The sequence below is a fragment of the Bacillota bacterium genome, assembly GCA_033549065.1.
GTDB lineage: Bacteria > Bacillota > Dethiobacteria > DTU022 > DTU022 > JAWSUE01.
The window spans coordinates 19,786-42,661 of record JAWSUE010000010.1; the positions used below are offsets into that span (position 1 = coordinate 19,786).

The 22,876-nt window shown below is 44.8% G+C and carries 18 protein-coding genes; all 18 read left to right on the forward strand.

Annotation, left to right across the window (positions count from 1 at the left end; genetic code table 11):
• Positions 1-279: 279 nt before the first annotated feature.
• The 18 genes from gabT to SCJ97_08125 all read left to right on the forward strand — a co-directional run bounded on the left by gabT (position 280) and on the right by SCJ97_08125 (position 22,865).
• Positions 280-1,626 carry a 4-aminobutyrate--2-oxoglutarate transaminase gene (gene gabT, locus SCJ97_08040; protein ID MDW7739987.1) on the forward strand — a complete coding sequence of 449 codons (1,347 nt, stop codon included), beginning with the start codon at positions 280-282 and terminating at the stop codon, positions 1,624-1,626.
• On the forward strand, positions 1,589-3,397 hold the full coding sequence (locus tag SCJ97_08045; protein ID MDW7739988.1) for an aldehyde ferredoxin oxidoreductase family protein: 1,809 nt from the start codon (positions 1,589-1,591) through the stop codon (positions 3,395-3,397). The genes gabT and SCJ97_08045 overlap by 38 nt, the downstream gene beginning before the upstream one ends.
• A gap of 56 nt (positions 3,398-3,453) precedes the next feature.
• Positions 3,454-4,788, forward strand: coding sequence for an NADP-specific glutamate dehydrogenase (gene gdhA, locus SCJ97_08050; GenBank protein ID MDW7739989.1), 1,335 nt, complete (start codon positions 3,454-3,456; stop codon positions 4,786-4,788).
• Positions 4,789-4,948: 160 nt separating this feature from the next.
• A complete protein-coding gene (locus tag SCJ97_08055; GenBank protein ID MDW7739990.1) occupies positions 4,949-7,921 on the forward strand; it encodes a PEP/pyruvate-binding domain-containing protein in 2,973 nt (990 codons plus the stop codon).
• 97 nt (positions 7,922-8,018) lie between these two features.
• The gene (locus tag SCJ97_08060) at positions 8,019-8,321 is read left to right on the forward strand and encodes a 4Fe-4S binding protein (protein ID MDW7739991.1); all 303 of its coding nucleotides are present in this window, start codon (positions 8,019-8,021) and stop codon (positions 8,319-8,321) included.
• On the forward strand, positions 8,287-9,414 hold the full coding sequence (locus SCJ97_08065) for a 2-oxoacid:acceptor oxidoreductase subunit alpha (protein MDW7739992.1): 1,128 nt from the start codon (positions 8,287-8,289) through the stop codon (positions 9,412-9,414). Before SCJ97_08060 ends, SCJ97_08065 begins: the two co-directional genes overlap by 35 nt.
• Entirely contained in the window at positions 9,414-10,226 is an 813-nt protein-coding gene (locus tag SCJ97_08070) for a 2-oxoacid:ferredoxin oxidoreductase subunit beta (GenBank protein MDW7739993.1), read from the forward strand. The genes SCJ97_08065 and SCJ97_08070 overlap by 1 nt, the downstream gene beginning before the upstream one ends.
• Positions 10,227-10,243: 17 nt before the next feature.
• Entirely contained in the window at positions 10,244-10,822 is a 579-nt protein-coding gene (locus SCJ97_08075; protein MDW7739994.1) for a 2-oxoacid:acceptor oxidoreductase family protein, read from the forward strand.
• Positions 10,770-12,074 (forward strand): sensor histidine kinase, encoded by a 1,305-nt coding sequence (locus SCJ97_08080; protein ID MDW7739995.1) that lies wholly within the window; start codon positions 10,770-10,772, stop codon positions 12,072-12,074. Before SCJ97_08075 ends, SCJ97_08080 begins: the two co-directional genes overlap by 53 nt.
• Before the next feature lies 1 nt (position 12,075).
• Complete coding sequence (locus SCJ97_08085) at positions 12,076-12,999, forward strand: response regulator (protein ID MDW7739996.1); 924 nt, start codon at positions 12,076-12,078, stop codon at positions 12,997-12,999.
• 67 nt (positions 13,000-13,066) lie between these two features.
• Positions 13,067-15,748: a valine--tRNA ligase gene (locus SCJ97_08090; GenBank protein ID MDW7739997.1), complete on the forward strand. Its 2,682-nt coding sequence runs from the start codon at positions 13,067-13,069 to the stop codon at positions 15,746-15,748.
• A gap of 3 nt (positions 15,749-15,751) precedes the next feature.
• On the forward strand, positions 15,752-17,107 hold the full coding sequence (locus SCJ97_08095) for a folylpolyglutamate synthase/dihydrofolate synthase family protein (protein MDW7739998.1): 1,356 nt from the start codon (positions 15,752-15,754) through the stop codon (positions 17,105-17,107).
• Positions 17,108-17,223: 116 nt separating this feature from the next.
• Positions 17,224-18,549, forward strand: coding sequence for an electron transport complex subunit RsxC (gene rsxC / locus SCJ97_08100; protein MDW7739999.1), 1,326 nt, complete (start codon positions 17,224-17,226; stop codon positions 18,547-18,549).
• A gap of 29 nt (positions 18,550-18,578) precedes the next feature.
• Positions 18,579-19,544 carry an RnfABCDGE type electron transport complex subunit D gene (locus tag SCJ97_08105; protein ID MDW7740000.1) on the forward strand — a complete coding sequence of 322 codons (966 nt, stop codon included), beginning with the start codon at positions 18,579-18,581 and terminating at the stop codon, positions 19,542-19,544.
• Positions 19,537-20,706, forward strand: coding sequence for an FMN-binding protein (locus tag SCJ97_08110; protein MDW7740001.1), 1,170 nt, complete (start codon positions 19,537-19,539; stop codon positions 20,704-20,706). The genes SCJ97_08105 and SCJ97_08110 overlap by 8 nt, the downstream gene beginning before the upstream one ends.
• Positions 20,706-21,335, forward strand: a complete 630-nt coding sequence (locus tag SCJ97_08115; GenBank protein ID MDW7740002.1) for an electron transport complex subunit E — start codon at positions 20,706-20,708, stop codon at positions 21,333-21,335. The genes SCJ97_08110 and SCJ97_08115 overlap by 1 nt, the downstream gene beginning before the upstream one ends.
• Before the next feature lie 42 nt (positions 21,336-21,377).
• Positions 21,378-21,959 carry an electron transport complex subunit RsxA gene (gene rsxA / locus SCJ97_08120; protein ID MDW7740003.1) on the forward strand — a complete coding sequence of 194 codons (582 nt, stop codon included), beginning with the start codon at positions 21,378-21,380 and terminating at the stop codon, positions 21,957-21,959.
• Positions 21,960-22,010: 51 nt separating this feature from the next.
• Positions 22,011-22,865 (forward strand): RnfABCDGE type electron transport complex subunit B, encoded by an 855-nt coding sequence (locus SCJ97_08125; GenBank protein MDW7740004.1) that lies wholly within the window; start codon positions 22,011-22,013, stop codon positions 22,863-22,865.
• Positions 22,866-22,876 lie beyond the last annotated feature (11 nt).

A 22,876-nucleotide genomic window follows, 5' to 3' on the forward strand; every position in this document is an offset into this window, starting at 1 on the left:
TCCGGCAAATATATTTGCTTAAAAAGTTCTTGACAGCTTTAGAGAGATCAAAGTAATGCGTTTTAATGTAAAAACGCATTACTTTGATGCAATAATGCATCAAATAGGTTTTTCTTTTGCTTGAATTTATTAACATTCCGAGCTATATACCTGAATATATCTTATATTAAAGGATTCTATAATTCTCTAGATGCTGCCTTCAGTTCGAAGCTATTGGCATAGCAATTGCTATATTATATTAAAAATATATTTATACAGATTCAGGAAAGGGGACTAACAATGAGCGATCATCAAGGAAGGGTGGTTTCATTTGAACCGGGACCAAAAGCGCGCGAGCTTCTGGCTTTACGTGATGAAAATGTAGCCAGGGGAATATCTTACGTGCTCCCTACATTCATCAAAGAAGCCAGGGGTGCAATGGTTACCGATGTTGATGGAAATGAATTTTTAGATTTTGCAAGCGGGATCGGCGTAGTTAACTTTGGCCATAATCATCCTGCAGTGGTGGAGGCGATAAAGAACCAGGCTGATCATTACCTGCATACCTGTTTCATGGTTGCCATGTATGAGCCTTATGTTCAGCTCGCCGCCCGATTGAACAAACTGACACCGGGTGATTTCCCTAAAAAGACTGCATTTTTTAACAGTGGAGCCGAAGCTGTTGAAAACTCGGTTAAATTAGCCCGCCGGTTCACCAGGAAAACAGCCATTGTTTCCCTGGAATGTGCTTTTCATGGCCGGACCCTGATGGCAATGACCCTTACTTCCAAGGTCAAGCCTTACAAGTACGGGTTTGGACCATTCGCACCGGATGTTTATAAAATACCGGCACCTTATTGTTATCGCTGTCGATTCGGGCTTACTTATCCTGGATGTGATCTGCATTGTGCTCGTTATCTTGAGCAGTTCTTCGCTGTAGAGTGTACTGCCGATAATGTAGCTGCTGTTATTGCCGAACCTGTCCAGGGTGAAGGCGGTTTCATTGTCCCTCCGCAGGGCTATTTCAAAGTACTGCAGGATATCTGCAAACGGAACGATGTTCTGTTGATTCTTGATGAAATCCAATCAGGTTTTTACCGAACAGGTCCCAAATTGGCCAGTTACTATTTTGATGTGACTCCCGATCTGATTACAATGGCAAAATCTCTGGCCGGTGGTGTTCCAATCAGCGCCCTGACCGGTCGCTCTGAGGTAATGGATGCAGCCGGACCGGGAGAAATAGGTGGAACATATGGAGGTAATCCTCTTGGTTGTGCTGCATCACTGGCAGTTCTGGATATAGCTGAAAAAGAAGATATTGAAAGCAAGGCTATGGAAACCGGGAAAATAACTTCTGAGCGGTTGGAAGACATGAAAGAAAAGTTCCCGCTTATCGGTGAACACCGCGGGTTGGGGGCAATGCAGGCAATTGAGTTGGTTAAGGATCGCAAAACCAAAGAACCGGCACCTGAAGCAGCAAAAGCGATTATCAAGCGCTGCCATGATCAGGGCCTGATCATTATTACAGCCGGTATTTTCAGCAATGTTGTCAGGTTGTTAATGCCGGTAAATATCCCTGCAGATCAGCTGAACAGGGGTCTCGATATCCTTGAAAACGCTATTGCAGAGGAGCAGGGAGGTCGCTGATCTCTTGTATGGGTCACACGGTAAACTGCTGTTAATAGACTTGAGCAAATCAGATATTACCGAAAAGGGTATCGGTGAAGACATTTATAAAAACTATATCGGTGGTAAAGGCCTGGGCAGTTACCTGCTGTTGAAAATGCTGCCACCGGAAGTCGATCCTCTTTCTGCTGACAATTTACTGATCTTCACAACCGGTCCGGCAGTTGACACCGTTCTTTCACCGGCGAGCAGATATGGTGTGTTCAGCAAATCTCCCGCAACGGGGCTTTATGCAGAATCATACAGTGGTGGCCATTTGCCTCCCCTGATGAAAAGAACAGGATACGATGCCCTGATTATCTCAGGCAAATCACCCAAACCTTGTTATATCAGCATTTCAGAAGAAGGTGTGAGTTTTTTTAGCGCTGAGGAGATATGGGGCAGGGAATCCTATGAAGCAGAAGAAATTCTCTTAAAAGATACCGGATTGAAAAATGCCCAGGCATTGGTTATCGGGCCGGCCGGGGAAAAAATGCTGCCCTTTGCCTGTATTAAAAACAACCGCTGGCGCAGTGCCGGAAGAACAGGGCTCGGGGCGGTCATGGGATCGAAAAACCTGAAAGGTATTGTATTTAGCGGTAATACAAAAGCTTCTATCGCAGATGAGGAAGGCCTGAAGGAGTGGAATCAACGTTTTTACCAAAACCACAAGGATTCACCTGCTGCCCAGTTATATCGCCGCAAAGGAACCCCGGCACTGGTTGCAGTTACCAATAATGCCGGCTGTTTTCCTACCCGTTACTGGTCTGAAGGATCGCTTCCGGGCTGGGAAACCATAAGCGCAGAATACATGCAGGAATCGATGGAGGTTAAATCACGCGCCTGTTACCGCTGCTTTTTTGCCTGCGGAAAATTATCAAAAGTTCTACACGGCAGGCATAAAGATTTAGTTGTTGAAGGTCCCGAATTTGAAACCATTTATTCCTTCGGAGGGCTTTGCTGCCTGACTGAAATGGAAGAGATTCTTTACCTGAATGATCTATGTGATCGATGGGGTATTGATACTATTAGCGCCGGGAATATTGCGGCATTTGCTATTGAAGCAGGGTTGAAAGGTTTGCTGTCCCAAGCCCCTTCATACGGTGACGCTGAATCAATTGCCCGTTTTTTGAAAAAGGTAGTTAACATTGAAGATGAAGGAGCCATATTCCGACATGGGCTCAGGAAGACAGCAGAAACACTGGGGTTGGAAAATTTTGCAATCCATGTCAAGGGATTGGAACCGGCAGGTTATGACCCGCGGGTATTGAAAGGCATGGGATTAGCCTACGGGACATCCGACCGTGGGGCATGCCACCTGCGTTCGACTTTTTATAAACCTGAATTAAGCGGGATGATCGATCCCGGTCAAATTGAAGGAAAAGCCCGCATGTTCATCGACTATGAAGATCGTCTTAATATTTATGACTGCCTGATATTCTGCCGTTTTTACAGGGATCTGATTCACTGGGAAGAGTTAATCACTGTTCTCCACTTACTAACGGGGGTAAGGTACAGCGCAGCGGAGCTGCATCTTATTTCCGGAAAAATCCAGAATCTGACCAGGTTATTTAACCTGCGTGAAGGAGCAACCATACAAGATGATATGCTACCCAAACGCTTTTATGATCAGCCGATCAATAATGGGAAAGATATAATTACCAAAAAAGAGTATGAGTTTATGCTTAAAGATTATTACCTGTTACGCGGATGGGATGAGTATGGTATTCCCCGACAGGTAGCGCCGCTATAAGTTATATGTCTGTAACTTTTTAATGTATATTTATTTAGAAGGAGGAAAAACAATTTATGAATATTAACGAGTTTATGAATTATGTTATCAGCAGGAATCCTGGTGAAGTAGAATTTCACCAGGCAGTAGAGGAAGTAGTTGAATCAATACTACCTGTAATTGAAGAAAATCCAAAATATCTGAAGGCAAAAATACTGGAAAGATTGGTAGAACCGGAAAGAATAGTTATTTTCAGGGTACCCTGGGTAGATGACAAGGGAGATGTCCAGGTCAATCGCGGTTATCGCATTGAATGGAACAGTGCAATCGGGCCTTATAAAGGTGGAATCAGGTTTCACCCGAGTGTAAACCTGAGCATCCTTAAATTCCTGGCTTTTGAACAGGTTTTCAAAAATTCACTGACAACTCTGCCCATGGGTGGTGGCAAGGGTGGTTCCGATTTTGACCCCAAAGGTAAATCGGACAATGAAGTAATGAGATTCTGTCAGAGTTTCATGACTGAGCTTTCCAGGCACATTGGACCGAATACCGATATACCTGCCGGAGATATCGGGGTAGGTGGCCGGGAAATAGGTTATATGTTTGGTCAGTATAAAAGGCTTCGTAATGAGTTTACAGGGGTATTAACCGGTAAAGGATTAAACTGGGGTGGCAGCCTGATCCGGCCGGAAGCAACCGGCTATGGTTGTGTGTACTTTGTTCAGGAGATGCTTAAAAGTAAGGGTGATTCGCTGGAAGGTAAAAGATGCACGGTGTCCGGCTCCGGCAATGTTGCACAGTATACAGCGGAAAAACTTCTTGAACTGGGTGCCAGGGTGGTAACATTCTCTGATTCAAACGGGTTTATCTGCGCTGAACAAGGTATCAGCAAAGAAGACCTTTCCTGTGTACTGGATCTGAAAAATGTCCGGCGGGGAAGGATTAAAGAGTGCACCGAGGAATTTGAATGCGATTATTATGAGAACCAAAGACCGTGGTCCATCAAGTGTGACATTGCTTTTCCCTGCGCTACCCAGAATGAAATTGATGAAAATGATGCAAAAACACTTGTTGCAAACGGCTGTATTGCTGTCGGCGAAGGAGCAAACATGCCGACTACACCTGCCGGGGTGGAGGTTTTTCAGAAAGCGAGGATCCTCTATGCTCCCGGAAAAGCAGCAAATGCAGGCGGGGTATCAACTTCCGGTTTGGAAATGTCTCAGAACAGCATAAGAATAGCCTGGCCGCGTGAAGAAGTGGATAGAAGGCTCCACGAGATCATGGTGGCGATTCACAACCAGTGCGTGAAATACGGCCGGGAAGATGACGGCTATGTTGATTATGTAAGAGGGGCTAATATTGCAGGATTTGTTAAGGTAGCCGATGCAATGATCGATCAGGGCGCTGTATAAAACCTACCTGAGAATATCTGAAAACTTATGCGCTTTCTCTTTGCAGGGGGAGCGCATAAGCGCGGTTTGTTGATAACAATTTGACCGGGAATTATATATTATGTTAATCTTAATCCGTCATAAGCAAGCAAACGAGAATACGGGCGGTTGACATTCGAAGATGGATCTAAAAAAACTAAATTACTATTACACAAAATTTAAGTTTGGTGAAGATAACTTTCATGATTTAATGCAGTTCAGGGTTCGGGAAATACTGCTGATTTCCACCCTTTATGATGCCTACACATTTGAACAGGAATCCCGTCTCAGTCAGCAGTTGGTTGGTGAGTACCACGAATTGAAGCTCACTACCATACCGAGAATAACCAATGTGCCAACAACAGAAGATGCTTTAAGTAAGTTGGAAGAACAGCATTTTGATCTGATAATAACCACCATGCGTATTTCCGGTTTATCAGCTTTTGAACTGGGAAAGCAGATCAAAGAAAAACACCCTGATATCCCCATACTGCTGCTGTTAACCAATAAAGCCGATCTCAGTATTGTATCCGGAAAACGGGACGAAATGGACTGCTTTGACAACGTATTTCTCTGGAACGGAGACTCCAAGCTGATTTTGGCCATGATCAAATACATCGAAGATAGAAAAAATGTCGAATACGATACAAGAAACGGCCTTGTCAGGGTTATTCTTCTTGTAGAAGATTCGGTTAGTTTTTATTCAATTTACCTGCCTACTCTTTATACCGAGATAATGATCCAAACCCAGAGATTAATTTCTGAAGAGTTAAATGATGCCCAGAAATACTACCGGATGAGAGCAAGGCCGAAAGTACTATGCGCCCGTAATTATGAAGAGGCTATGGATATTTGCAGTCAGTATAAAGAATTTATGCTCTGCATAATCTCTGATGTCCGTTACGAGAAAGATGGGGATATTAACTGTGAAGCCGGTATAGAGCTAACCAGAACTTTAAAAGACGAAAAATGGGATATACCGATTTTGCTCCAATCATCGGAGATAGTTGACAAAGAGATTGCTGAGTCGATGCAGGTGCATTTTATACACAAATACTCACCTAACCTGCTGTATGAACTAAAAAGTTTTATTCTGAATAACCTTGGTTTCGGTGATTTCATATTCAGGAATGAAAAGGGGGAAGAGATTGGAAGGGCTACATCACTTGCCGATCTGGAAAATAAAATAACCCAAATCCCTAAAGAGTCATTACTATATCATAGCAAACGAAATCATTTTTCTGCATGGTTAATTGCTCATGGAGAAATACAGGTTGCCCGAAAAATCAAGCCTGTAAAAGGCACTGATTTTCCGGATACTGACGCCCACCGTCAATTTTTGGTTGATGTTTTCAATAAAACAAGAAATGATCGCCGGAAAGGCAAGGTAATCGAATTTGAAAAAAATTCCCTCTCCATGGAAAACCAGATAGTGAAATTAACCGAAGGTTCTCTGGGCGGCAAAGGCCGGGGGATTGCATTTTTTAACAGCCTTTTTACAATTATCGAGCTTGACAGGCACGATGAAAATGTAGAAATAAAGATTCCAAAAACGGTTATAATCGGGACCGACGAGTATGACCTCTTTATTGAAAGAAACGGTTTACGTAGCCTTATGTCCTCTGATGACGATCAGCTGATCCAGCGCCAGTTTCTAAAAGGTGAACTGACCGAGACCTTGAAGGGAAAACTGTCTGATCTTCTCGATGTTATTGAAAAACCGCTGGCAGTGCGGTCATCCGGACTCCTTGAAGACTCTCAATCACAACCATTTGCCGGTATTTATGACACTTTCATGCTTCCGAATAATCATATGTCAAAAACAGTACGGCTCGAACAGCTGATGATGGCTATTAAACTTGTTTATGCTTCTGTATACCACCAGAATGCAAAAAGTTATATTGAAAGTCTTCGATATCGCCTGGAGGAAGAAAAAATGGCTGTTGTGATCCAGGAGATTGTCGGCAGGGAGAACGATGGATTCTACTATCCGCATATTTCCGGTGTAGCTCAATCATACAACTTTTATCCTACTTCGCATTTAAAACACCATGACGGGGTGTCAATGCTGGCTGTTGGCCTGGGCCATTCCATAGTAGAAGGTGGCCGAAATTATCGTTTTTGTCCCCGTTATCCCGATATGAACTTTTTTCCCATAGAGGATCAGGTCCGCTATTCCCAGACTGAAATTTATGCTCTCGATATGCACCGGAATGAACAGGTTTTTTCCAATGGTGATTTATTAACCCTTGCCATGCTGCCCATTAAAACTGTTGAAGAACATAAAAATCTAACCCATCTGGCTTCTGTCTGGGACGCGGAGAACAACAGGATTGATGATGGTCTTTCACTGCCCGGACCACGAGTGGTTAATTTTTCTAATATCCTCAAATACGAAGCCTTTCCCCTGGCTAAAATTCTGGTTGATATTCTGGATGTATCAGAAGTTGCTTTCGGAGTGCCTGTTGAAATTGAATTTGCTGTGGATCTGACTAAAAATAGAAAATCCGGAGAAAAGCCGTCCTTTTATTTTCTTCAGGTGAGACCTTTGACAGTCAACACTGAGGATATGAACCTTAACCTTGAAGCAGCCCGCAAAGAAGACCTTATACTTTTTACAAACGAGGGCATGGGACACGGAATTGTCGATAATCTTTACGACCTGGTTGTGGTTGATCCGGAACGGTTTGATAAAACACGGACAGCTGATATAGAAAAAGAGATTGAGTATTTTAACCAAAAAATGAAAGATGAAAACAGGCGCTACATCCTTATTGGTCCGGGTAGGTGGGGTTCGAGGGATCGCTCTCTGGGAATTCCGGTTAACTGGGGACAGATATCTCAGGCCCAGGTTATTGTTGAGGCTGGTATAAAAGATTTCAATATTGAACCGTCACAGGGAACTCACTTTTTCCATAACTTGATTGCAATGAATGTTGGATATTTTAACATTTCCTATGATTCGAAAACAGATTTTATTGATTGGCAGTGGATTAAGTCACAGGAGCCGCAGGAAATGAGAGCGTATACTGCCCATTTCAGTTGTAGTGAACCACTGGTGGTAAAGATGGATGGTAAAAAGGGCATATCAATGATTTTGAAAAGCAGAAACTAGCAGCGAAAATAAATTTCTGGTGGCAGATGAAATAAACAACATGTTTTTTGGTATCTTTCTGTCACTTCTGGTAGGCTGAAGTTTAGAATCAATTAGAATGACTTCTAATTTATTTGACAATCCTGTAAGGGGGAGATCATTTTTGGTTCGCATGGAAAGTCCGGTAACCAATGCCCTGTTAACAATCAACCGGGAATGGTGTAAAGGGTGTGGAATCTGCATAGCCTTCTGTCCAAGAGAGGCTCTTTTTTTGGATGAAATGGAAAAGGCGGTAAAGGATAATCAGAAGTGCAGAGCCTGCGGTGTTTGTGAAATGTTTTGCCCAGATTTTGCTATTTCGTTGATCAAGCAAGGGAGGCCTGATAATGCCGGAGATCAAACCGGTCCTGATGCAAGGTAATGAAGCCTGTGCTGAAGGTGCGATAAGTGCGGGAGTCCGGTTTTATGCCGGCTACCCGATTACTCCATCAACTGAAGTAGCCGAACACATGGCATCCAAGCTGCCTGAAATCGGTGGCGTTTTTATCCAGATGGAAGATGAGATTGCCAGCATGGCAGCTGTTATTGGAGCTTCCATCGGAGGCATGCGCTCTTTAACCGCGACCAGTGGTCCCGGTTTTTCTTTGAAACAGGAAAACCTGGGATATGCCATCATGGCTGAAATACCATGCGTAGTGGTAAATGTCCAGCGTATGGGGCCAAGTACCGGTGTGCCCACTGCACCGGCCCAGGGTGATGTGATGCAGGCAAGGTGGGGGACCCATGGTGATCACCCCATTATTGTTTTTTCTCCGGCATCAGTTTATGAAACATTTTATCTGACAATTGCAGCGGTTAATTTAAGCCAGAAGCTGAGACAACCGGTGATCATGCTCCTCGATGAGGTAATCGGGCATATGAGGGAAAAAGTTCTTATCCCGGAAGCCGGAAAATTAATGGTTGAAAGATCAAGCGATAAAGTGCCATCCGATTGGAAACCTTATGACGAAAAAGGATTAACTCCCCTGGTTCCATTTGGTTTTGGCCATTTCTATCACGTAACAGGATTATTCCATGATCAATATGGCTTCCCTACAGGCGATCCCATTCAGGTAGAGCGCGCTCTTGATCGCATCCACGGAAAACTTGAAAAATACAGAGATGAAATAATTCTGACAAACTATATCGGGCATAAGGAACCCAGGGTAGCAATTATTACCTATGGCTGTACAGTTCGGTCGGCAAGAGCGGTGGTTAAGAAAGCTTACTGGCAGGAACGTTTACCGGTTGGGCTCTTAAGTATGCAAACTATCTGGCCCTTCCCGGCCCGCGAAGTCGAAGCCCTGGCAAATCAGGCCGATGTGATAATCGTTCCGGAAATGAACATGGGACAGATCATCGGTGAGGTGGAAAGATATGCCTGTGGAAAAGCAAAAATTGTTCCATTGAACCGCTATGACGGGGAAATGATAACTCCTGAACAAATATTGAATGAGATTGGGAGGTGGCTCTAATCGAACAGTTAACCAGGGATTTTTTAAGATCACAAAAATTACCACATATCTGGTGTCCCGGCTGCGGCAACGGGATTGTAACTGCCGCTTTGGTCCGGGCTATTGAGAGGGCAGGTTATGACCAGAGCGATGTAGTTATCGTTTCCGGTATCGGCTGTTCTTCGAGAGCGGCCGGTTACCTTAACTTTAATACGTTGCACACAACACACGGCAGAGCCCTGGCATTTGCCACAGGGCTGAAGATGTCCAGACCGGAGTTGAAAATATTTGTTATTATGGGTGATGGAGATTGCAGCGCAATCGGTGGTAATCACTTTATCCATGCTGCCAGGAGGAATATAGATCTAAATGCAGTAATCATTAATAACTACATATATGGCATGACCGGTGGCCAGCATTCTCCGCTTACCCCCAGGGGCAAAAAAGCAACTACTGCGCCCCGGGGAACTCTGGAAAGGGCTTTTGATCTACTGGAACTGGCAAAAGGTGCAGGCGCAACCTTTGGAGCCAGGGCAACAGCAGCCCAACCACGTCAGCTTGAGCAGCTCATCCTGCGGGGGGCTAACCACAAAGGGTTTTCAGTTATCGAAGCGCTATCTCCCTGCCCGATAGCCTATGGCAGACGAAATAAATTGGGAACTGCAGTAGATATGCTTCGGGATATGAAAGAGAAGAGTATATCTGTGGAGAGATCTTTTCAGATGGCAGATACTGAACTTGAAGAGAAAACAGTCACCGGGGTTATCTACACTTTGGATGCACCTGAATACTCCGAAGAATACTACCGTTCTATCGAAAAGACCGTAAATTAGAGACGGGGGGTTATCCTTTGAGTAACAGGCAGGAGATATTACTGACCGGCGCGGGAGGACAGGGTTTGATCCTTGCTTCCATCGTGCTTGCAGAAGCGGCGGTTAATGATAATAAAAATGTTGTGCAGACGCAGTCATACGGCCCTGAAGCAAGGGGTGGGGCCAGTATGGCCGGGGTAATTATCGATGTAGATACGATTGAATACCCTAAAGTGACAAATCCGACTGTCCTGCTATGTATGAATCAGGCTTCCTTCAATAAATACCTCCCGAAGATTAAACCCGGTTGTATTGTTATTGTCGATTCCACGTTTGTCAGCGGACCTTTTCGCGAAGAATATAATGTCATGTCATTTCCGATTACCCGGATGGCCCGGGAAGAGCTTGGAAAAGAAGTGGTGGCCAACATGATGGCACTCGGTGTTATTAATGCGGCAGCAGGGCTGGTCAACCGTGATGTGTTTAGTCAGAGTATCTTTAAACTTGCACCTAAAGGAAGTGGTGAACTCAATCAAAAAGCCTTCGATTTGGGTTACCAGCTTTTTGAAAAAGGCTCGGGGGATAATATCGGAATATCTGCTCAAGCCCCTCAATAAGAGAGTCTTCCTGGTCGTAATTGTCACGGTTATTGCGACAGAACTTTTTATTGTTACCGATATCGGACCTTTTCGTTTTTCCATCGGAACGGTTGTATTTATTTATGCAATCCTCAGCCTTAATCAACTCCTGATTATTCCCACCACTATTCTGGTTGCTTTATCCACGCTGTTACTAAGAGTGGGACTTGATTATTTTTTCTGGATTCCGCGAGAATATTTTAACTTCATGATGGCTCACCAATATTCCGGTGTTGTATATTTTTTAATCCTCTCATTTATCCTCAGACTCGGAGGGTACAGGCAGGGAGAGCGGACGTTTACCCTGCCCCTGGTACTTTTCCTTGGCGGAGCTGTGACTGTGTCAACTCTTTCCGAAGCGCTGGTAAGGGTGCCTTCCGGCGAGATATTTACCGGAGGAAACATTATCATATTGATTCTCATGTCTGCAGTTCAGGTATTTTTAGTTATAAGTCTAATTGACATCAGTCAATTTCAAAAGACAATGGTTCTTGATGAGCAGCAGCGGGTAAGTTATGAAAAAATGCTGCTGGTTGCTTCCGAACTCTATGATGAGCTCTTTTACATGCAGAAATCAATGGAAAATATTGAAAATATCATGGCTAAAAGCTATAATTTACATAAACAACTCAAGGAACTAAAGCTCGCCGAACGCACCCTGGAAAAAGCTGCTCTTGAAATAGCTGAGGAAGTTCATGAAGTAAAAAAGGATACTATTCGAATCCTGGCCGGTCTTGGAGAAGTAATTAAAATCCGGCAAGAAAAACCGATCCTGAATCTTTCTGAAATACTGGATCTCGTCATAAAAACTAACCGCAACTACAGCCAGAGTCTTGAAAAGAAGATCCAGTTCAAGCTGCGCATTGAAGAAGATATGGATGTTATCCAGATCTACCCTCTGCTGGCTATACTTAACAACCTGGTTTCAAATGCTATTGAGGCTATAGAGCAGGAAGGTGAAATTCGCCTGAAAGCCAGACATAGAAGCGGTATATTGCGAATAGATGTCAGCGATAACGGTATTCCCATCAGGGAAGGTGATCGTAACCTGATATTTGAACCCGGATTTACAACTAAATTTTCCCCTGAAGGCGTTCCATCGACCGGGATCGGACTGGCCTATGTGAAAGGTTTGGTTGAAAACTTCAACGGTCGTGTCTTTTTCAGGGAAAAGAAGCAGGAAAAATGTTTTACCATAATGATCCCTGTTTCAAGTCTTACCGGAGGTTAGTATGGATTTTACTTTTTTTATTATTGAAGATGATCCTGCCTGCCGCAGCATTCTGGCCCGGGTAATTGAGGATGAAAATCTCGGGGAGGTAATCGGCGAACTTCCGGATGGACATGGAAATGTCGTTGGAACAATTATTTATCACCAACCCGAAGTGCTCATCGTTGATCTCCTGATGCCTGGTAAAGATGGTATAGAAATTGTTGAGCAGCTGAAAAGTAGAAATTACCGGGGTAAGATAATTATGATTTCACAGGTTGAAAAGAAAGAGATAGTTGCCCAGGCTTATGCCGCCGGTATTGAATTTTATATTAATAAACCGATTAACAAGGTAGAAGTAATTTCAGTTATAAAAAATGTTACTGAAAGAATTCGCATGGAGCGTTCATTTGAACAGATGCGCGACTCCCTGGCAGCATTGGACCATATTGGCAGTTTGAGAAGAACTGTTAATGTAAAATCAAGCCGGATAATGGACCATGAAACAATCAGGGGGCGGGCCAGGGAAGTACTATCAGATCTCGGCCTGATTGGTGAACCGGGAAGTCATGATTTGATCCAAATTGCTCTCTTCCTTCATACGGTGCCTGACACGGACCAGTACCTAGGTGACTACAGGCATTTAAAGGAGCTCTATCAGGCCATTCAGGATAAGTACCTGCTGGAAGAAGATAAGCAGACTGATGCCCGCGCTATAGAACAGCGGGTAAGGCGAGCTATAAAACACGCCATGGATCATATGGCCGCGCTCGGCATAGAAGATTATAATAATCCGCTTTTTGAACGTTACGGCCCGAAGTTTTTTGATTTTAATGAACTGAGACTTAAGATGAAAGAACTGGAACACCCCCCCCAAACCCCTTCAAAGACCAGGGTTAACATCAAGCAGTTTATCAATGCCCTGTACTGGGAGATTAAAAAGTAACCACTGGCATTGACTTTCAAGCTGTGAAATAATAATATTTATAAGATCATTCATTTGAGGTGAATTTATGTCTGAAAAAATGCTGCCGCCGGTATATGATCCCTCTGAAGTCGAAATGAAGAGATATCAATTTTGGCTTGATGGTGAATATTTCAAAGCTGTCCGTGATACAACAAAAGAGCCCTTTACAATAGTAATACCTCCACCAAACGTAACAGGATCACTGCATATGGGACACGCACTGAATAATACTGTTCAGGATATACTTATCCGCTGGCGGAGGATGCAGGGCTATGATGCATTATGGATTCCCGGGTGTGATCATGCCGGAATCGCCACCCAGAATGTAGTTGAAAAGCATTTGGCTGAAGAAGGCATAGAGAGCCGTGAACTGGGAAGAGGAGCCTTCATAGAGAGAGTCTGGCAGTGGAAAGATACGTATCACGAAAGGATCACCAGGCAGCTTTATCGTCTTGGTGTTTCCTGCGACTGGTCCCGCGAGCGGTTTACCATGGACGAAGGCTGTTCCCGGGCAGTTAGAAAGGTATTTGTTGATCTTTATCACGCTGGTTTAATCTATCGCGGCGATTACATGATCAACTGGTGTCCTCGTTGTCATACTGCTTTATCCGATATTGAGGTTGAACACGAAGATGAGTGCTCCTCACTAACCCACATCCGTTATCCCTTGTCTGATGGCAGCGGTTTCATAACAGTAGCAACAACCCGACCTGAAACAATGCTGGGTGATACGGGCGTAGCCGTTCACCCTGATGATCATCGTTATATAAAGTTGGTTGGCAAGACTGTAATTCTGCCACTTTTAAACCGTGAAATACCAATTGTTGCCGATGAATATGTTGATCCGGAGTTTGGAAGCGGTGCGGTTAAGGTAACACCGGGCCATGATCCCAATGACTTCGAAATTGGACAGAGACATGATCTTGAAGTTATAAAAATTATTGATGAAGAAGCGAAGATGACAGAGGCAGCCGGGATTTATGCTGGCCTTGATCGCTATGAGAGCCGTAAAAAAGTTGTAGAGGATCTGGAAAAACAGGGTTTGATCGAAAAGATTGAAGAGCATCAACACTCGGTCGGACATTGCCAGCGCTGCAATACTGTAGTTGAACCTTTAATATCCCGCCAGTGGTTTGTTAAAATGAAACCTCTGGCCCAACCTGCTCTGGAAGCGGTTAAGGATGGCCGGACCCAATTTGTACCTCCCCGGTTCACCCGCATTTATCAGAATTGGGTTGAAAATATCCGTGACTGGTGCATTTCACGCCAAATATGGTGGGGTCACCGGATCCCGGCCTGGTACTGCTCATGTGGTGAAATCATTGTTTCTTACGAAGATCCGGTAAAATGCCCCCAATGTGGCAATGGTACTCTTGAACAGGACCCAGATGTGCTCGATACATGGTTCAGTTCAGCTCTTTGGCCATTTTCTACCATGGGATGGCCGGAACAAACGCCGGATTTAGAACATTTTTATCCTACCAGCGTTCTGGTTACAGCCTATGATATTATTTATTTCTGGGTTGCCCGGATGATGTTTATGGGTTTGGAGTTCATGAAGGAGATTCCCTTTCATACAGTTTATATCACCGGCCTGGTTCGCGATGCGCTGGGCAGGAAAATGAGCAAATCGCTGGGAAATGGAATAGATCCCCTTGATGTAATTGAAAATTATGGTGCCGATACACTGAGGTTTACCCTTGTAACGGGGCAGGCACCGGGAAATGATCAGCGATTCAGACAGGAAAGTGTTGAAGCAGGACGTAATTTTGCCAACAAAATATGGAACGCTTCCCGCTTCGTTCTGATGAATCTTTATGATGAGGGTGAAGAAGAATTAATGTTTAAATGTTTTAATCCTCTCCAGCTACCCGTTGATTTAAACCGCACAGACCGGTGGATTCTGCACCGGTACAACGAGACAGTTCAGAAGGTTACAGGGCTACTGGAAAAATATGAGCTGGGCGAAGCTGCACGCCTTATCTACGAGTACCTCTGGAATGATTTTTGTGACTGGTATGTTGAAATAAGCAAACATTTCCTTTACCGAAAGGGTAAGGATAAGAGTATACGGGAGGATAAAGCTCGCATTCGTAGCCTACTGGTTTATCTTCTGGATGGGGTAATGCGTCTGCTGCATCCCTTTATGCCGCATATTTCCGAGGAAATATGGCAGCAGCTTCCCGAACGGGCCGAGAAAGCCCTGGTTGTGGGGGCATGGCCTAAGCCGGAACCTAAAATTTGCTTTAGCAAAGAAAGCAGTGAAGTTATACTACTTCAGGAGTTGATCAGGGCCATCAGAAATCTTCGCAGTCAGGTTCAAATTCCCCCTGGCATAAAAACTGCCGTCCTGGTTCGTGCAGGAGGTAATGCCGCCGCCTGTTTCAGGGAGGAGAGCCATCATATTAACCGCCTTGCATTTGCTGAGCCGCTGGAAATAGATCCGGCCGCTGCTAAACCTGCTCAGGCACTGACGTCGATTATCGGTGATGGAATAGAGGTTTACCTGCCTCTTAAAGGGGTAATCGACCTTGATGCCGAAGTATCCCGCCTGGAGAAAGAAGTTGTCCAGTTACAAAAAGAAATATTAAAAACTGAAGGCAAACTTAATAGTAAAGGCTTCATCGACAAGGCGCCAACTGAAGTTATAGAAAAAGAAAAAGCCCGAAGGAAAGAGCAGGAAATCAGAATTGTTAAGTTACAGCAGCGTTTACAGGAGCTAAACTAACAGATGGATGATCTGGAGTTAATATATCAGGAATCATTGGATTGGATTCATGGGCTGGGCCGATTTGGTATTAAGCCGGGCCTGGAAAGAATAACGGCATTGCTAAATCTCCTTGATAATCCCCACCACAAAATCAAGTTTATCCATATCGGCGGAACAAATGGCAAGGGGTCGACTGCTGCCATGCTGGCTTCTATTTTACGATCAGCAGGGTATTCTGTCGGGTTGTACACGTCACCTTACCTTCTTTCCTTTACCAACCGGATGGCCGTTAACGGCGCTGACGTAGCCCGGTCTGAGCTTGTTAATATTGTGAATCGTATCCGTCCCCTGGTTGAAGAAATAAAGAAAAACCCCGGGCTCGGTCAAATGACAGAGTTTGAAGTGGTTACAGCCATAGCGTTTACCTATTTTGCCCAGAGAGATGTGGACATGGTAGTCCTCGAAGTAGGTTTGGGCGGCAGACTTGATGCAACCAATGTTGTTAATCCCCTGCTAAGTATAATTACCAATGTTAGCCTGGAACATACAGATATTCTAGGCGATACGGTTGAAAAAATCGCGATAGAGAAAGCCGGAATAATTAAAGAGAATAGGCCGCTAATAACTGCTTCAGATGACCCGGCGGTAGTTAGGATCCTGGAGGAACGCTGCCGGCAGGTTAATGCTCCTTACTATGTCGTTAACCCTGTATTAGATGGAAAACCGGAATCTGAGATTACTCTATCTGCTCACCTGAGAGAAATTACAGAAGAAGGACAGTTTTTTGATTATAGTGGGGTTGATCTCTCTCTGGATAACCTGTTTGTCACTCTACGCGGTTCTTACCAGGTGATCAATGCAGCTACCGCGCTGGCAGCCATTGAATTACTGGGCAGGGCAGGGTATCAAGTGGAAAGTGAGGCGATATACAAAGGTTTAGCTGAAACATCCTGGCCGGGAAGGTTGGAAGTGCTTCGCAGAAACCCTCTTCTTATTATGGATGGTGCGCATAACCCGGCGGCAGTGAAGGAACTTGCTTCAGACATTACTGCTTACTTCAAGTTCAAGCGACTTATTCTGGTGATTGGAATGATGGCCGATAAAGATATCAAAGCGATGCTCGAGTACCTTATTCCTATTGCCGATGTAATTGTCTTTACCCGCCCGGTTTTAACAAGGGCGGCAGATCCACAGACTATTGCCGACATTGCTGTAAATACACTGAACATGCAAAAAGAATACCAGGTCATTTGGGAGCACGGTGAAGCATTGCGAAAAGCACTTGATCTTGCCGGCGAAGATGATGCTGTTCTTGTAACCGGTTCTTTGTATACAGTAAGCGATGCCAGGGCAAGCTGGCTTAAAAGTGATAACTGATAAAAAGAAAGTTATATGCAGGACTTTAAAGAGATTTAACGAAACTTTTATAGGCGTTTGCATTTTTTCATAACTTAACCACATCAATCAATACCAGGAAAGGGTGAACTAATTTTATGAGCAGCACTGGATTTAAGGGAGGCGTTCATCCGGGTTATCATAAAGAAATTACTGCGACCATGGCAGTAATTGCGATGAAGCCGCCCTCCAAGGTGGTAATACCTTTACAACAACATATCGGTGCACCCTGTGAACCGCTGGATAATATCGAAGTCGGCACCCATGTTAAGCTGGGGCAGAAGATTGCTGATAGCAGCGGTTTTGTTTCGGCGCCGATTCATGCCACGGTATCGGGTACAATAACGGAGATCGGTCTTTTTAATCATCCCCTGGGAAGACCGGTTCAGGCAATAACCATAGAATCGGACGGTCAGGATGAATGGGATGAGACGATAAACCCTGCCGGCGATCTGGATGATCTTTCTTCTGATGATATCCGTAAACTTGTTCGTGAAGCAGGAATTGTCGGGCTTGGTGGTGCAACTTTCCCAGCTCATGTCAAATTATCTCCACCTGCAGAAAAACCTATTGATCTGGTAATTATTAATGGAGCTGAATGTGAGCCATATCTTACAGCTGACCATAGGGTAATGCTGGAAAAACCTGAGGAGATAGTTTTCGGACTGAAAGCAATTTTAAAAGCGCTGGGTGCTGAAAAAGCTGTTATCGGCATAGAAGACAATAAGAGCGATGCTATAAGGGTAATGGAGCAGGCAATCTCAGGAGAAAACAATATAACTGTTGCCCGGCTACACACTAAATACCCGCAGGGTGCCGAGAAGATGCTGATAAACGTTACTACCGGACGGAAAGTCCCTTCCGGAGGATTACCTCTTGATATTGGTGTTGTAAATCATAATGTAGGGACAGCTGTAGCTGTTGCTGAAGCTATCCGGGAAGGAAAGCCTCTGATAGAAAGGGTCGTAACCGTAACAGGCTCAGGTGTTAATCGACCCTCGAACCTTCTGATCAGGATCGGAACCCTGGTCAGTGATGTTCTGGAAGTTTGTGGAGGCTTGAAAGAAACAACCCAAAAATTGATAATTGGCGGCCCGATGATGGGATTAGCCCAGCCTGATCCTGATATTCCTGTTATCAAGGGAACTTCAGGAATTCTCGCCCTGACAGACCAGGACATTTACATTGCTGAAAGCAGTCCCTGCATTCGCTGTGCCAAGTGTATCGATGCTTGTCCGGTTCAACTGTTGCCGACAGAAATTGCCAAATTGGCTGAAAATAAGCTTTATAAAAAGGCGGAGAAAATTTATGCCCTTGATTGTTTTGAATGTGGCTGTTGTTCTTACGTCTGTCCTTCCAAAATTCCTTTGACGCAATGGATAAGGATTGCCAAGGCGGAAATCTTGAAAGCAAAAAAAAAGTAAAGGCTGAGTAAGGGAGGGAAGTGATGAATATGGAAAAGAAAATGTTAGTTTCATCTTCTCCGCATATACGGACTATTGAGTCAGTACAGAGTGTTATGACTGATGTTTTAATTGCTCTTTTTCCGGTAGCCCTCATGTCGGTGCTGCTATTCGGGTATAAAGCTCTTCTGACCATGATTATTTCGGTAGTTACAGCGATGCTGGTGGAAGCGATCTGGCTGCGCAAACGTGATATTTTCAGTGATGGCAGCGCAGCTGTAACCGGATTACTGCTGGCAATGACTCTTCCCCCGGCTCCCCCGTGGTGGCTGGTGGTGATCGGTGCTGCAGCAGCGATAATTATTGGCAAACAGGTTTTTGGAGGGATTGGTTATAATATTTTTAATCCCGCTTTGGTCGGCAGGGCAATTCTTGTTGTTTCATGGGGAGGGCATATGGTCGGACGTATTTGGCCGCAGCCACAACCATTTGCCTTTGGAGCCGATATTTCGGCTGTAACAATGGCAACCCCACTTGCCGGTCAGGAAGAAGCTTTGGCAGTTAGTCTTACTCAGCTCTTTGTTGGTAATGTGGCCGGCTGTCTGGGAGAAACATCAGCCCTGGCCCTTTTGATCGGTGGCTTGTGGTTATTTTACAAGGGACATATTGACTGGCGTATACCCGGCGGTTACCTCGGAACCGTTTTTATTCTGGGAGTACTACTGGGCGGCGGTTTTTACGAGAATAACTTTTTAACCGGGCTCTTTCATGTGCTGGCCGGAGGGGTCATGCTCGGAGCGCTGTTCATGGCGACCGATATGGTTACCTCACCGGTTACGCCCAGGGGCAGGTTGATTTTCGGCATAGGCTGTGGATTGATCACAATGTTGATCAGAGTCTGGGGAACTATGCCGGAAGGTGTAACATTTGCTATTCTGATCATGAATGCGGTTACCCCGATTATTGATAATTTTACAGTTCCCAGGCAATTTGGGGGGGTGAAGAAAAGTGCGTAATATATTAAGGTTATCGTTAACTCTGGCTCTTGTCGGAATAGTGTCAGCCCTGCTTTTAACTGGTTTGTTCAACCTTACCGAGCCTATAATAACGGAAAGACAGGAAAGAGAGTATCTGGAGACTCTGGAAGCCTTTTTCCCGGATATAGATACTTTTGAGACGGAAGTTCTGGAAGCAGATGCTTACGACATGGTTTATGATGTTTCAGGTCAGCTGCTGGGGGTAATGGGTACAATTAAACAGCAGGGTTATGACGGTGATATTACGTACAACCTGGCAATAAATCAATCCGGCGAAGTAGTCGGAATCAGAATTGTATCCCATTCGGAAACTCCGGGAATCGGAGATGTAATTGAAACTGAAGCTTTCCAGGAGCAGTTTAAAGGAAAATCTTATGAAGACCCGATCGCTGCAGGAGAAGATGTAGACAGCGTTAGCGGCGCTACGGTCAGTTCTTCGGCAATGATTAATTCAATCCGGCGTGTCGTCGGTGTTGTGGCTGAGAATTATCTGGGCATAGAAGCAGTTACCGTAGAGATTTCTGAAGTTCCTGATGGAGTTTATGAGGGATCTGCACCCGGTTTAATGGGACTGATTGTCGTTGAAGTGGAAGTTTCCGGGGGAGCTATCACGCGGATAGAGGTGCTTGAACACGAAGATACTCCGACTTACTTTATTGAAGCTTATCCACTTATCGCTGAAAGGATTATTGAAGCCCAGGATTTTGATATTGATATCAGAACCGGAGCAACTGTAAGTTCTGAAGGAATATTGAATGCTGTTATCAATGCGCTCCTCGGTGCTCTCGGAATTGACAGTGGTGATGTGGAAGAGGTGGAAGATGAGCCGGTCGCTGTTGATTTTTCTGAAGTTCCTGACGGAGTTTATGAAGGCACCGCTGAAGGCTTTTTAAGTCCGATAGTGGTAGAAGTTGAAGTATCCGGAGGGGAAGTAATCTCCATTAGCATAATCAATCATGAGGAAACCGCTGAATATTTTGTTCAGTCCAATCCTCTCGTTCCGGAAAGAATAATTGAAGAGCAAACCCTTGATGTAGATATTATTACCGGTGCAACTAATTCTGCACGAGGTATTGTCAATGCTGTTAGAAATGCCCTGATCGGGGCATTGCAAGATGGTACTGGAGGTGACGGCAACTGATGAAATCGAGTAATCCTTATCTACAGGATCTAACCAGGGGTATTGTCAAAGAAAATCCTGTATTCGTAATGCTGCTCGGTATGTGCCCGGTATTGGGAGTTACTGCATTCATTGTCAACGGGTTTGGGATGGGGCTTGCTGCTACTGCTGTTTTGATCTGTTCCAATCTGGTGGTTTCGCTTCTTCGCAATTACATACCGCCGCAGGTGCGTATTCCCTGTTTTATTGTAATTATTGCAACCTTCGTAACAATCATTGAGATGGTCCTAAAGGCTTTTCAACCAGTATTATATGATGCGCTTGGTGTATTTGTTCCGCTAATTGTGGTTAACTGTATTATCCTGGGCAGAGCTGAAGCCTTTGCCAGCAAGAGGCCGGTATTACGTTCGCTTATGGACGGCATCGGCATGGGTATCGGATTAACTTTAGCGCTGGTTATTCTCTCGACTGTTCGTGAGGTTATCGGTCAGGGCACAATCCTTGGTCCGGATCCGGCAAGCGCTATTCACTTATTTGGATCGAGCTATGAACCGATGGCGCTATTTGCACTGCCACCGGGAGCATTCATTGCACTTGGATTCCTGCTGGCAATTGTAAATGTGCTCTTCAAACGCTTTAATATCAAATAGCTCAGTAACGGGCCTCTGAACCGGCCCGGGTAGGAGGGTAATATGGAAAAACTGCTGTCGATAATTTTTATCTATATTTTTGTAGACAATTTTGTTCTCCAGCGTTTCTTTGGGATATGTCCTTTTTTAGGGGTTTCCCGCAAAATGGAAACGGCGATGGGTATGAGTATGGCTGTTGTATTTGTGATGACCCTGGCTACTCTCGTGACCTGGTTGATTTACACATTTGTATTGACCCCTTTTAATTTGACATACCTGCAGATTGTAACATTTATTCTTGTTATAGCCTCCCTTGTACAGCTGGTGGAGATCATTCTGCGTAAAATAAGCCCCACTCTGTACCAGGGATTGGGTATATTCTTGCCCCTTATTACCACTAACTGTGCAGTTATGGCAGTAGCACTCTTGGCAGTACGTCAGGAATTTACCCTGGTTGAGTCGGTGGTTTTCGCCATCGCAGCTTCTCTCGGATTTTCTCTGGCCCTGATCATCATGTCTGGTATCCGGGAAAGACTTGAACTGGCAAAAATACCGGAAGCTTTAAAGGGTTCGGCAGTGACATTAATTACGGCTGGTATCCTGTCCCTGGCTTTCTTGGGTTTCAGGGGGATGCTTACGCTTTAACAGTTGCTTAATATAAAGTTGTTCCAAATATTGCTGTGAGGTGAAAATATCGTGCTTATTATATATGCAATAGTTGCCCTGGGTCTCATCGGCCTACTTTTCGGATTACTCCTGGCTGTCGTGGCCAGGAAGTTTGCCGTGCAAACCGACCCGCGGGTCGAGGCGGTAAAAGAAATATTACCTGGGGCCAACTGTGGGGCCTGCGGATATGCCGGATGTTCAAATTTTGCCGAAGCGGTTGCCCAGGGAGATACCAAGACCAGCGGTTGCATTCCAGGTGGAGAAGAAACAGCAAAGGCAATAGCTGAGGTCCTTGGTGAAGAAGTTACTGCTGAAGCTCAGCCGGTTGCAACGGTATTTTGTATCGGTGACTGTTACAAAACTACCGATCGATATGTATATGACGGAGTAGAAGATTGTGTAGTGGCTAATGAATTTGTTGGTGGTTTTAAATCATGCAGTTATGGCTGCCTCGGTTTCGGAAACTGTGTGAACGCCTGCCTTTTCGATGCGATTAAAATGGGTTCTCATGGTCTGCCGGTAGTCGATCCGGAAAAATGTACCGGCTGTGGTTTGTGTGCATCGGCCTGTCCGCGGCATATTATCCAAATGCTGCCTAAGGGTAGTGAAGGACACCTGGTTCTATGCAGTTCTCACGATCGGGGCAAAACCGTTTCCCGGGCCTGTGAAATTGGCTGCATTGCCTGTAAGGCCTGTATAAAAGCCTGTCCACAGGAAGCAATTGAAATGGATGAATACCTGGCAGTAATTGATCTTGAAAAATGCGATGACTGCGGGGAGTGTGTTAAAGTATGCAAGCCTGGAACTATACACCGGCGATCAGAAATACCTTCGGAGGAAGATGCTAAAGCTGCAGCAGCAGAAAAGGTTGCTGAGTCTGCATAATAAATAGCGGG